Source organism: bacterium, from assembly GCA_030654305.1.
In the GTDB taxonomy this organism is placed as follows: domain Bacteria; phylum Krumholzibacteriota; class Krumholzibacteriia; order LZORAL124-64-63; family LZORAL124-64-63; genus PNOJ01.
Genome location: JAURXS010000125.1, coordinates 1 through 12568 on the forward strand (window position 1 = coordinate 1; position 12568 = coordinate 12568).

General features: G+C 71.3%; 10 protein-coding genes. 5 read left to right on the forward strand and 5 right to left on the reverse strand.

Annotated elements, in window-relative coordinates; all coding sequences use genetic code 11:
• Positions 1–273: 273 nt before the first annotated feature.
• The 3 genes from Q7W29_03280 to Q7W29_03290 all read right to left on the reverse strand — a co-directional run bounded on the left by Q7W29_03280 (position 274) and on the right by Q7W29_03290 (position 3708).
• The gene (locus tag Q7W29_03280; protein ID MDO9170833.1) at positions 274–1398 is read right to left on the reverse strand and encodes a twin-arginine translocation signal domain-containing protein; all 1125 of its coding nucleotides are present in this window, start codon (positions 1396–1398) and stop codon (positions 274–276) included.
• Positions 1395–2690, reverse strand: coding sequence for an MFS transporter (locus tag Q7W29_03285; GenBank protein MDO9170834.1), 1296 nt, complete (start codon positions 2688–2690; stop codon positions 1395–1397). The genes Q7W29_03280 and Q7W29_03285 overlap by 4 nt, the downstream gene beginning before the upstream one ends.
• 118 nt (positions 2691–2808) lie before the next feature.
• Entirely contained in the window at positions 2809–3708 is a 900-nt protein-coding gene (locus tag Q7W29_03290; protein ID MDO9170835.1) for a hypothetical protein, read from the reverse strand.
• Positions 3709–3927: 219 nt separating this feature from the next.
• Between Q7W29_03290 and Q7W29_03295 the strand changes: the two genes are divergently transcribed.
• A complete protein-coding gene (locus Q7W29_03295) occupies positions 3928–4722 on the forward strand; it encodes a hypothetical protein (protein MDO9170836.1) in 795 nt (264 codons plus the stop codon).
• Positions 4723–4747: 25 nt separating this feature from the next.
• Positions 4748–6511, forward strand: coding sequence for a long-chain fatty acid--CoA ligase (locus Q7W29_03300; protein ID MDO9170837.1), 1764 nt, complete (start codon positions 4748–4750; stop codon positions 6509–6511).
• A 73-nt stretch (positions 6512–6584) separates the two neighbouring features.
• Here the strand turns inward: Q7W29_03300 and Q7W29_03305 are convergent, their stop codons facing one another.
• Positions 6585–7262, reverse strand: coding sequence for a chromophore lyase CpcT/CpeT (locus Q7W29_03305; GenBank protein MDO9170838.1), 678 nt, complete (start codon positions 7260–7262; stop codon positions 6585–6587).
• A 159-nt stretch (positions 7263–7421) separates the two neighbouring features.
• Between Q7W29_03305 and Q7W29_03310 the strand changes: the two genes are divergently transcribed.
• The gene (locus tag Q7W29_03310) at positions 7422–8108 is read left to right on the forward strand and encodes a response regulator transcription factor (protein ID MDO9170839.1); all 687 of its coding nucleotides are present in this window, start codon (positions 7422–7424) and stop codon (positions 8106–8108) included.
• 28 nt (positions 8109–8136) lie between these two features.
• Positions 8137–9942 (forward strand): ATP-binding protein, encoded by a 1806-nt coding sequence (locus tag Q7W29_03315; GenBank protein ID MDO9170840.1) that lies wholly within the window; start codon positions 8137–8139, stop codon positions 9940–9942.
• A gap of 3 nt (positions 9943–9945) precedes the next feature.
• Here the strand turns inward: Q7W29_03315 and Q7W29_03320 are convergent, their stop codons facing one another.
• On the reverse strand, positions 9946–11052 hold the full coding sequence (locus tag Q7W29_03320) for a hypothetical protein (GenBank protein ID MDO9170841.1): 1107 nt from the start codon (positions 11050–11052) through the stop codon (positions 9946–9948).
• A 208-nt stretch (positions 11053–11260) separates the two neighbouring features.
• Between Q7W29_03320 and Q7W29_03325 the strand changes: the two genes are divergently transcribed.
• Positions 11261–12568: cytochrome c3 family protein (locus tag Q7W29_03325; GenBank protein ID MDO9170842.1), on the forward strand; the 1308-nt coding region annotated here is incomplete at its 3' end.

Here is a 12568-nt window from a genome sequence, read left to right on the forward strand (position 1 = left end):
AAGCGATGAATTTTCACACGACCATCTCCAGTTGCCGCACTGCCGAATCGAAGCCCCGCGATGCAACCTTAACAGGCAGGCCAACCGTTGGCCAGCGCCCTGCCCGCTCCCGGGTCCGGAAACGAGGCGCAGCCCCCGGCATGATGGCTGTCTTCGGTCCGCGCCGTTGATGCACGGGAAACTTGAGCCCGCGATGGGGGCGCTTGAGAGGCCGAAGCATCCGGAGCGCGTATCCGATCACCTGGATCAAGTGTCTCGTACGTCTTTGCGTGGTCATCGGGCGCGTTCGCGCCAGGCGGCGAGCACCTCGGCCTCGCGCGCCGCCTCTAATCCGCTGCGCAGCGCATCGGTCCGGTCCTGCGGCAGCGTCTTCCACCAGTCGAGCGTGTCGCGCACCGTCTCGGAGAGGGGACGCAGGACCATGCCGTCGGACAGGGCGCGGTCGACGCGGATGGTGCCGACGCCGGCCTCCTCGTAGGTGGGGATCCAGCAGGGCAGGTCGCTCCAGGCCTGGACCTGGTTCTCGGCCAGGAAGTCGCGGCCCACCCAGGTGAAGGTGGCGTCGGAGCCGGAGACGGCGCGGCAGGTCTCGAGCAACTCGCCCATCGTCAGCTCGCCCGGGGGCGAGACGGCGTTGTGCAGGCCGACGAGGCGCTTCTCCAGGCCCAGGACCAGGAAGTCCGCCAGGTCGCGCACGTCGATGATCTGCACGGCCTCGGCCGGGCCCTCCGGAGCCAGGACCTCGCCGCCGCGGGCCACGCGCACCGGCCAGTAGGTGAAGCGGTCGCTGCCGTCCAGGGGGCCGACGATCAGGCCGGGGCGGACGTTCCAGACGCGGCCGGGCATGGCCTCGGCGGCGGCCTGCTCGCAGAGGGCCTTGAGCGGGCCGTAGGTCTCGGCCGTGATCTCCTCGACCGTCGGGTCGGGCAGCGTGCCGACGGCCGACTTCTCGTTCAGGCCCACCTGGTTGAAGTCGCCGTAGACCGAGATGGTCGAGATGAAGACGTAGTGCTGGACGTGGTCGCGCAGCAGTTCGGCGGACATCTTCACGATGCGCGGGACGTAGCCGCTGGTGTCGATGACGGCGTCCCAGTCGCGGCCGCGCAGGGCGTCGAGCTTGCCGTCGCGGTCGCCCTCGAGCTTCTCGAGGTCGGGGAAGAGCTTCGGGTTCGACTTGCCGCGGTTGAAGAGCGTCACCTCGTGGCCGCGCGCCAGGGCGGCCTTGACGGTGTGCGGGCCCAGGAAGCGCGTGCCGCCCAGCACCAGGATGCGCAGGCGGTGGTCGCTGCGCATCTGCGTGAAGGAAGCGGCCGCCGTCCGCGGCGCGAGCGAGCCGGCCGCCGCGAGCGCGCCGGCCGCCAGGGTGGTCCTCAGGAAATCGCGTCGGTCCATGCTCATGTCGGGGTCTCCTGTCGTTTCAAGGCCAGCCGCCGCTGCGCGGCGCCCAGGGCCAGGCCCAGGGCTCCCCACAGCACGGCGACCGGCACGGTCGATACGGCGAGACCGGCCAGGCCCAAACCCGCCCGTCCCAGGACAGTGTACAACGAGGCGCCCAGGGCGTCGCCGCCCCGGTAGACGAAGGTGTCGAGGAAGCTCTTGGACTTGAACCGCTGCTCCCGCGACACCACGGTGAACAGCGTCTCGCGCGCCGGGTGCATCAGCGCGTAGTTGGCTGCGCGGCGCAGGATCTGGAAGACCGCCAGGACAGTCAGGGTGGGCACGGCGCCCAGGACGGCGAAGCCGGCGGCGGTCAGCGCCGGCACGATCAGCAGCGTGCCGCCGACGCCCAGCCGCGGGATCAGCCGGCCGGCCACGCCCAGCTGCAGCAACAGGGTCAGGCCGTTCACGGCCGCGTCGATGCGGGCGAAGATCGCGGCGCGGGCCTCGCGGCCGACCGCGGCGGCGTCGACGATGTTCGCCTGGGCGAAGTAGAGGATCGTCGAGGACACGGTGTAGAGCACCAGGTACAGCGCGACGCCGAGCAGGTAGGGGGAGCGCGCGGTCGCGACGATCCCGCCCAGGGGGCCGGCGCGCCGCGGCGCGTCGCAGATCTCGGTCTCGGACGCTTCGCCCTCGGCGCGGGCCGGCAGGCGCGCCGGCAGCGCGCGCAGGCAGCGCACGGCCAGCTCCAGCATCGCCGCCGAGAGCAGCAGCAGGTCGGCGCGGCCCACGCTGCCGACCAGCAGGGCCGTCAGGCCGGCGCCGGCCAGCCCGCCGGCGCTGCCGCCCACGGCGATGAATCCGAACAGGCGCTTGCTGCGCTCCAGGTTCCAGCCGTCGGCCATCACCGCCCAGAACAGCGACACCACCCACATGTTGAAGACGCTGACCCAGACGTAGAAGACGCGGCCCAGGGCCAGGTCCGAACCGGCGGGGGGCCAGCGCAGCAGCGCCCAGAACACGAGCAGGTTGGCGATGAAGAAGCGGTAGGCGGCGGGCACGAAGACGCGGCGCGGGAAGCGGTCGACCAGCAGCCCGAACAGGGGCGCCGCCAGCAGCATGATGCCCAGGTTGACGAGGTAGAGCCGGGGCAGTCCGTCGACGCCGCCGGCGATGCCCATCTCCTCGCGCAGCGGGCGCAGGATGTAGTACCCGCACAGCACGCAGAAGAAGTAGGCGGCCGACAGCAGGACGGCAGCCGATTCCTCGCGCCGCACGGGCGTGAGCCGGACGATCCAGCGCGTGATCATGGCACGACCTTAACAGGGACCCGACGGGGACGACAGCGGGGAAGTACGGGGGCGGGCGGAAGATGTTCGCCGCCGTCCCGCGGCAGGGGCGGGACGGCGGCGCGGAAGGGACGGCGTGTCAGGCCGGCCGAGCGCCGACCGCGCGCCAGTGTGCAGCGATGCGTTGTTCGTCCAGGCCCCGCCAGAAGGCCAGGACCCCGTCGAGCATGTCGTGCCCGCCCTGCAGGAACTTCTCCTGGTCGAAGCCCTCGGCGAAGAAGGCCTTCTCCAGCTCGTCCATGACGTGGCCGGCGTGCTGGTCCTCGATGCGGTCGTGCCAGGTGAAGAAGGCCAGCGGCAGGTCGGGCTGCTCGCGCCGCTTGAAGGCCTCGAGTCCGGCGATCAGCTCCTTCCAGAACCCCGCGGCGGCCCAGTTCTCCACCGCGAAGCTGGCGCCCTCGGCGACGTTCGCGTCGGCGCTGCCGTAGATCGCGGCCAGGCTGTCGCAGAAGAACAGGGTCGACGGCGTGCCGTGCCTGCGTTTGCCCATGTCGTTGAAGCCGAGCCCGAGCTTCTCGCCGATCTTCAGCAGCCACTCGAAGTGGGCGGCCCGGAAGCGGAACATCCCGCCGTCGACCGAACCCTCGATCGAGACCAGTTCGGGATCGCCCTGGTGGTCGGCGTCGTCGCCGCCGGGTCGGCCGCCGGCGCTGTTGAAGATGACCCCGATCTCGTTGGCGAGGATCTCCTTCGAGGCGCGCATCCCCTCCAGCGAGGAGGCGTTGATCGTCTTGAGGAGCTGGGCCACCAGGAAGAGGTTCGAGAAGACCGAGAACTGCACGATCATGTGCGTGACGTCGGCCCGTCCGGCCTCGCCGGTCGCGAACCAGCGCGTGTAGGCGTTGTCGGTGATGACCGGGTGTTTCATCAGACGGTGGTTGCAGGTCGCCACGAAGGCATCGAAGCGGCCGGCGTCCTCGCGGGACACCTCGCCGGCTGCGACGCGACCGCGGAACTCCTGGGAGACGGTGAGCTGCATCGGCGACCTCCTGGCTCTGGAAGGATCACAGACAGAATGGACAGGATAACTCCGGCATGCGGCGGCGCCACGTCGACGCCGCGCTGGTCAAGGCGGGGGGCGTGTGATAGCATGGGCCCCGGGAACACCGCTGCGGCCGGCAGGTCGGCGGGCGTAACCCGAAATAAGAATACGAGTTGCTTGATCGATAGGCCGCGACGGCCGTGTAGGGAGCGCCGCATGGGATTCCGCTATGGGGAGGTCCGGGACCTCTGGCGACGGTGGACGGGGCTGGGGAAGCCGCGTCCCGAGTCCCGTGCCGCCCGCGGGCCCGTCAGCCCCGCGATCGTGCCGCGGATCCTCGAACAGGCCCTGCGCCAGGTCGAACTGCTGCGCGCCTCCGGGCGCGACCTGCAGGGCGCCACGGTGCTCGAGATCGGCACCGGCTCAGCGCCGGTCGTGCCCCTGATCTACAGCCTGGCCGGCGGCGACGACATCATCCTGGTGGACCACGTGCGCACCCTCGACCTGGACCTCCTGGTCCGCACGGCGTTCAACCTGCGGGGCCACTCGCGCGAGATCTCCGCGCGGCTCGACCTGCCCGAACGCGACGTGCTGCAGCGGCTGCGCGTCGTCGACGACGAGACCGTCTTCGCGGTGCTGCGGCAGTTCCACATGCAGTACCTGGCTCCCTACGACCTGCTGGAGGCGACGCTGCCCGATCACGGCGTCGACTACGTCACCGGCAGCGACCTGATGCAGCAGTTCACGCCGCGCTACCTGCGCGCGATGATGCCGGTGATCGGCCGTCTGCTGCGGCCCGAAGGCCTGTTCTGCCACTGCGTCGACCGCGCCGATCGGCTGGGCGCGGTGACCCTGCTGCGCGAATCGGGCTTCGACATCGTGTCCGAGGCGACCGAACCCGTCCTGCGCGTGGTCACCGGCGACGAGCCGGCGGCCCTGCGCACCACGCCCCCCGACTCCTTCCTGCTGGCCTCCTGGCGGGGCGGTGCCCTGCGGGCGGACGAGCGCTGACCGTCCGAACGTGGAGGCCTCCCCGTTGCAGAACCTCGCCCTCGACATCAGGGAGCGGGCCCGCCGCCGTGGCGCGCGCGTCGCGATGCGCCACAAGTCCGACGGCCGCTGGCACGAGACCACCTACGCGGAGCTGGACGCGACGGTCGAACGTCTGGCGGCGGGGCTGGTGCGCCTGGGCGTGTCCCGGGGCGACCGCGTGGCGCTGTTCGCGCCCAACATGCCCGCCTGGACCATGTGCGACCTCGCCGTGCTGTCGGTCGGGGCGGTGACGGTCCCGGTCTACGCCACGAGCACGGCCGAGCAGCTCGCCCTGATCGTCGAGGACTCCGGCGCGCGCGTGCTGATCGCCGGCACGCCGTCGGAAGCGGCGACCGCGGCGGGGGTGGCCGCCGGCCGGACCCTGATCCTGTGCGAAGGCGAGGCGCCCGCCTCGACGCCGGGCGCGATCGCCCTGGCGTCGCTGACGTCGGCCGCCGTCGAGCCCGGGATCGCCGCCGAGCTGCGCCGGCGCGAAGCCGCGGCGAGCGACGACGACCTCGCCACGATCATCTACACTTCCGGCACGACCGGCGACCCCAAGGGCGTGCTGCTGACGCACGCCAACTTCCGCTGCCAGTTCGCGTCACTCGACCGCCGGTTCGAGTTCGGCCCCGACGACCACTCGCTCTGCTTCCTGCCCCTGAGCCACGTGTACGAGCGGGCCTGGTCCTACTACGTCTACCTCACGGGCGCCCGCAACTCCTTCGTCGCCGACCCCAAGCAGGTCGTGGCCCATCTCGCCGAGGTGCGCCCGACGGCGATGGTCTCGGCGCCGCGCCTCTACGAGAAGGTGCACGCCGCCGTGCACGAGAAGGTCGCGCACGCGCCGCGGCTGCGCCGGGCCCTGTTCCGGTGGGCCGTGCGCACCGGCGGCGCCTACCAGTCGGCCCGCCGCGGCCCCGGCGGCGTCGGGCCGGGGTTGCGCCTGCGCCACGCCGCGGCCGACCGCCTCGTGCTGCGCCGACTGCGCGACCTGATGGGCGGCCCCAAGAGCGTCCTGTCCGCCGGTGGCGCGCCCCTCTCGCCGGAGATCGAGGACTTCTTCCTGGCGACGGGCCTGCTGATCTGCCAGGGCTACGGGCTGACCGAGACGGCGCCGATGATCGCCTGCAACGCGCCCGGCGCCTGCCGTTTCGGCACCGTGGGCCGGCCCATCGAGGGTGTCGAGGTGCGCATCTCCGCCGAAGGGGAGATCCTGGTGCGGGGCCCGAACGTCACGGCCGGCTACCACAACCGGCCGGCGGACACCGCCGTCGCCCTGCGCGACGGCTGGCTCCACACCGGCGACGTCGGGCACCTCGACGCGGACGGCTTCCTGGTGGTCACCGACCGCATCAAGGACCTGATCGTCACCTCGACCGGCAAGAACGTCGCGCCGCAGCGCATCGAGACGCTCGTGGGCGGCGACCACTTCATCGACCAGTTGGCCGTCGTCGGCGACCGCCGGCAGTACGTCAGCGCCCTGGTCGTGCCGGCCTTCGAGGCGCTGAAGGCGTGGGCGCAGGAGAAGCGCATCGTCTTCCGCGACCACGAGGACCTGATCGCCAGGCCCGAGGTGGTGCAGCTCATGGAGGAGCGGATCCGCTCGCGCTCCCTGCAGCTGGCGCCCTTCGAGACGATCCGCAAATTCACGCTGCTGGCCAGGCAGTTCACGCAGCAGGCGGGGGAGATCACGCCGACGCTGAAGGTGCGGCGCAAGGTGATCGCGGAGAGGTACCGGCACCTCATCGACCGCATGTACAACTAGGGGCGTTCCACACGCGAAGGCGGCGCGGGGCCCTTCCCGCGCCGCCTTCGCGTGTGGAACACCCCGGCAAGGGTCAGCGGGGCGAAGTCTTCGTGAAGATGAGGGGACCCTTGGTGGAGCCCTGGGTCTGCTGGTCGTCCTTGTCGTAGCCGCGGTCCCAGATCTTCAGCCACATCGCCGTGACGGTCACTTCGGAGGTGGCGTAGGCCGCGCCCTCGAACCCGCCGGTGCAGGTCTTGCCGTCGGTCGCGCCCTTGTAGGTGTAGTCGTCGACCTTGTTGAGGGTCACGCCGCATCCGGTCAGCGGGGTGAGGTGCTCGGGGAGGAGGGCGGCGAAGCGGGACGGGTCGCTCCAGGCGCCGGCGTAGGCCGCGGCGTCGGGCAGGGTGTAGGCGTCGCAGACGTAGCTGTCGGCGTCCTTGCGGGTGAGGCGTTGGACGCGCTGGCGCAGGGGGGCCTGGTCGCCCGCGGCGGACTGCTCGACGTACAGCCAGACGCCGTCGGCGCGGGTCGGCCAGATCTGGGCCGACTCCAGGCGGAGGTCGCGGAAGTCGGGGTCCGCAGCCGCCTGGGCGGCGCTGCTGAAGGAGCCGGTCATCAGCTTGGAGACGGCCAGCATCTGCATGTCCGGGGGGGTGGGGGGCGTGTAGTCGTAGAACTTCTCGCCCAGCATGCCGCCGCAGCCCGTCAGGACCGCCGCCGCTCCGGCCAGGATCGTCAGGATGGACAGGGTCCGCACGGCCGTCGTCATCGTTCTCTCCTCGTTGGGAAACCGCCGGTTCGCACCGCCATGAATTTGCGCTTCCGGGGGCCGTCTGTCCACCCCCGGATGCGTCCGGGGCGTTTTCACCAAGAATTCACAGACGGGGCTGGGGTTCTCCGCCTATCATGGTCGCCGGGAGGTGACGGGATGGCCAAGGACACGATCCTGATCGTCGAGGACGAGGAGGACATCCGGGAACTCGTCCGTTACACCCTGGAACGCGAGGGTCACGCGGTGATGGCCGCCGAGACCGGCGAGCAGGGGCTGGCCGCCGTCCGCGGTTCGCGCCCGTCGCTGATCCTGCTGGACCTCATGCTGCCCGGCCTGGACGGCAAGGAGGTCTGCCGGCGGCTCAAGCAGGACGAGGCGACCCGCGGCATCCCGGTGGTCATGCTGACGGCCAGGGGCGAAGAGGCCGACATCGTGGCCGGCCTGGAGCTCGGCGCGGACGACTACATCACCAAGCCCTTCAGCACCAAGGTGCTGGCGGCGCGGGTCGGCGCGGTGCTGAGACGCGCGGCGCGCCACGCACCGACGCCGCAGGACGTGGTCGAGATCGGCGACCTGACGATCCATCCCGGCCGCCACGAGGTGACCGTGGCCGGGGAGAAGGTCGACCTGTCCAGCACGGAGTTCGGCATCCTGCAGTTCCTGGCCCGCCGTCCCGGCTGGGTCTTTACGCGGCGCCAGATCGTCCGCGGCGTGCACGGCGAGGACCACCCGGTCCTGGACCGGTCCATCGACGTCCAGATCGCCACGCTGAGGCGCAAGCTCGGCGGCCGCGGCGACCTGGTGGAGACCGTCCGCGGCGTCGGTTACCGGTTTGCCGAGTAGGGCGGGCACCGGCGGCGGAGGTCGGGCCATGGGCCGGCGGCGCCTGTTCTGGCAGCTCTTCCCCTCCTTCGTGGCGATCACCGCCCTGTCCCTGCTCGCCGTCTCCGCCCTGACCACGCACGTCGTGCGCACCTCGTTCCGGGAGCGCGCCGCAGCGGACATGCGGTGCAGCGCCGGCGGGATCGCCTCCGACTTCGAGTCCTGGTTCCCTGGCGACGCACCCGCGGACGCGCGCGACGCGGCGTGCCGGGAGATGGCCCACCGCCTGGGCTTCCGCCTCACGGTCGTCGCGCCCGACGGGACCGTGCTCGGGGATTCCGACGGGGACTCCGCCGCGCTGGAGAACCACGCGGGCCGCGAGGAGCTGCGCGAGGCGCTCGCCGGACGCTCCGCCACCGCGATCCGGGAGAGTCGCACCGTGGGGCACCAGCTCATCTACCACGCCGCGCCCGTGCTGCGCGACGGCCGCCCGGTCGCCGTGCTGCGGCTGGCGGTCTCCGCGGCCTTCGTCGACGCCGAGCTGGCCGCGATCCGGACCCGGATCGTCCTGAGCGCCCTCGTGGTGGCGATGCTGGCGGCCGCGGTCAGCCTGTGGATCAGCCGCCGCCTGAGCCGCCCCCTCGAGCAGCTGCGGCGCGTGGCGGAGCGCTTCGCGGCCGGCGACCTCGGCCACCGGTCGCCGCGGGCGACGACGCGCGAGATCGCGGAGCTGGCCGAGGCCATGGACGCCATGGCGGCGCAGATCGGCGACCGCATCCGGACCGCGGAGCGCCAGCGCGACGAGCTCGAGGCGGTGTTCGCGGGCATGATCGAGGGGGTGCTGCTGATCGACGACCGCCGGCGCATCTCCAGCCTGAACCAGGCCGGCGCCGACCTGCTGGGCGTGCCGTCGACGGGCGCCGCGGGCCGCACCGTGCCCGAGGTGCTGCGGCACGCCGCGTTGCAGCGCTTCATCGAGCGCACGGCGGGGGAGGAGGCGGCCGCCGCCTGCGAGGCCGACCTGGAACTGCCGGGCGCCGACGGGGGGACGATCCACCTGCGGGTGCACGGGGTGCGGTTGGAGCGTCCCGGCGAGTCGCCGCGCACCCTGATCGTCATGCACGACGTGACGCGCATGCGCCGGCTGGAAAACGTGCGCCAGGAGTTCGTGGCCAACGTGTCCCACGAGCTCAAGACGCCCGTCACCTCGATCAAGGGCTTCGTCGAAACGCTGCGCGACGGCGCGCTCGAGAACCCCGCCGACGCGCGGCGTTTCCTGGACATCGTGGCCAGGCAGGCCGACCGCCTGCAGGCGATCATCGAGGACCTGCTCTGCCTGTCGCGCCTCGAGCAGGGCACCGGGGAGACCCGCCGGGAGATGGGGGTCTACCCGGTGGCCGCCGTCCTGGCCGCCGCCGTGCAGACCTGCCAGCCCCACGCCGACGCGCGCGGCACGATCCTGTCGGTGGACTGCGACCCGGCGCTGCGCGCCCACCTCGACCCGCCGCTGCTGGAGCAGGCCCTGGTCAACCTCATCGAGAACGCCATCAAGTACAACGACGCGGGGACCAGGGTCACGGTATCGGCGCGGGAGCAGGGGGACGCGGTGCGCCTCGCCGTGGTCGACGACGGTCGCGGCATCGAGGCCCGGCATCTGCCGCGCCTCTTCGAGCGCTTCTACCGCGTCGACCGGGCGCGCAGCCGGCAGGAGGGCGGCACGGGCCTGGGGCTGGCCATCGTCAAGCACATCGCGCTGTTCCACGGCGGGGAGGTGGGCGTGCGCTCCGCGCCGGGCGGCGGCAGCGAGTTCACGCTCACGCTGCCGCGGCGGTCGGCGACGGACCGGCCCGTCTAGCGGTCATCTGGAGTAGGTGGGCTCCCGGCCGGCGGCGATCCCGAAGGGGAGGCCCAGCATGCTCAGGTTGACGCCCATCGCGAAGCTGTCGTTGCGGTTGAGATTGAAGGCGAGGCCTGGGCGCAGGCCGGCCACCTCGAACAGCCCCGGGTACAGGTTCACCCGCAGCTTATAATCCTTCGAGCGAGCCCAAAGCACCGAGGCCAGCAGCGAGTTGTGGCGGTCGTAGAAGACGCCGGCGGTCGCCGCCAGCTCGGCGCCCTTGTGGTACTGGGTGATGTCGATCAGCACGTCGGCCTTCATCCCGGCGCCGAAGGAGAGGCTGCGGCCGTCGTCCCAGGTCCGCGACAGACCGAGTTCGCCGTGCGTGCCGTAGTGGTAGAACAGGCTCCAGTGTTCCCATTTCGGCAGGTCCAGCTTCATGGCGAAGTTCTGCCCGTTGTTCAGGAGCGTCTCGTGCCAGGGGTCGACCATCGGCTGGTAGGACCAGTCGCTCATGTGCAGGGTCTCGCCGAAGAAGCGGCAGACGCCCTCGTGGCTGAACAGGATGATGCTGGCCGGATCGAACAGCAGGACGTCGGCGACCGGGTCGGTGGTCCAGCCGTCGTAGGAGTCGTTCTCGACCACCTCGTTCAGCAGGTGGTACGACATCAGGGTCCCACCGCTCCACAGCGACGCCCGTTCGTAGCCGTGGGCGCGGTACCACTCGGAGATCATGCGGTAGCTCATGCCGCCGCCGAGCAGGTGCTGCGTGTAGTTCGGCCAGTAGTGGGCCTTGCCGCTGTTGAAGCTGATCGGGATCACCTCGCGCTGCAGGAAATCCCACCAGCCCTCCGCCTGGATGGCCCCGCCGGGATCGGCCAGGTTCTTCCAGACGTTCTTCCAGCCCTGCCGGTAGTCCACGTCCAGGGGGTGGTTGTCGCGGCTGGAGAGCTGCATGATCCCCCAGCCGCCGTTGACGACCAGCCGCAGGGGGTGGATCAGCGAATCGGTGCCGTAGTCCAGGCCGTGGTAGAAATAGGCGCGCGGCTCCTCCTCGGCGCGGGCGGGGCCGGCCGTCGCGGCGACGAGCAGCACCAGCAGGGAAGCGGCCGTCAGGGTCCTGTTCATGACCGTCCGTGTCGCTGGAGAAGGGCGGTGCCGGCCGCTGCGGGAGTGCCGGATCAGTGCCGAATATCCGCCCGGACGATGGTGTCCGCAAGCTCCCATCTCCGCGGGAAATCCTGCCCGGAACAACCTATTGACAGCCGGGAGATCGGACGCCACTTTTGATCTCATAGATTCGAAACCGTTTCTCAAGATGCCGCCGGGAGTGCCCGTGAACACTCAGCCGAACCGTCCTTCCCGTCGCCGGCGACCCTTCCTGGTGGCGCTGGGGATCCTCTGGCTGGCCGCCGGCGCCGCCGCGGCCCAGTCGGTCGACGATTGCCTGATGTGCCACGACGACCAGACGCTCACCAAGAACCGCGGCGGCAGCGTCGTTTCCCTCTTCGTCGCCAAGACGGTCTTCGAGGGCTCGGTCCACGGCCGCGGCGGCCTGGCCTGCGTCGACTGCCACGCGGACCTGGCCGGCGTCGACGGTGAGCACGAACCCCGGCTCGCGCCGGTGGATTGCGCCACCTGCCACGACGACGTCGCGGCGATCTACGCGGGCAGCCTGCACGGGCGGCGGGTGGCCGCCGGGGACCCGAACGCGCCGAGCTGCGCCGACTGCCACGGCGCCCACGACATCCTGCCGCCCGAAGAACCGACCTCCCGGGTGAATCGCTTCAACATCCCGCTGATGTGCGGCGGTTGCCACAAGGAGGGGACGCCGGTCGCGCGGATGTACGACATCCCGCAGGACAGCATCCTGACCCACTACTCGCAGAGCATTCACGGGGAGGGCCTCTTCAAGCGCGGCCTGACCATCTCCGCGGTCTGCATCGACTGCCACACCGCCCACGACGTGCGGCCCCACACCGACCCCAAGTCGTCGATCTCGCGCGAGCACGTGGCGGCCACCTGCCAGAAGTGCCACGGGCGCATCGAGCAGGTCCACCAGAAGGTGATCGAGGGCGCGCTGTGGGAGAAAGAGCCCCACAAGGTCCCGGCCTGCGTCGAATGCCACCAGCCCCACCGCGTGCGCCGCGTCTCCTACCAGGAGGGGGTCTCGGACGGCGAGTGCCTGGCCTGCCACGGGCGGCCGGACCTGACCGCGGTGCGGGGCGGCGAGACGGTCTCCCTCCACGTCGACGCCGCCGAGGCGAGCGGGTCGGCCCACCGCAAGGTGTCCTGCGCCCAGTGCCACACCGGCACGACGCCGAACCACCCCGAGCGGGCCTGCGCCACGGTCTCCGGCCGGGTCGACTGCTCCATCTGCCACGCCGAGCAGGTGGCCCTCTACGCCGAGAGCACCCACGGGACGCTGCTGGCGCGCGGCGACCCCGACGCGCCGCAGTGCAACACCTGCCACGGCACGCACGGCGTCCGGCTGCACATCGACCCCCGGTCGCCCACCTACGTCAGCAACGTCGCCGCGCTCTGCGCCGAGTGCCACGGGGCGGGCGGCAAGGCCGACGTCCGCTACACGGGGCGCGACAAGGGCATGGTGGAGAACTACGCCGAGAGCGTGCACGGGCGGGCC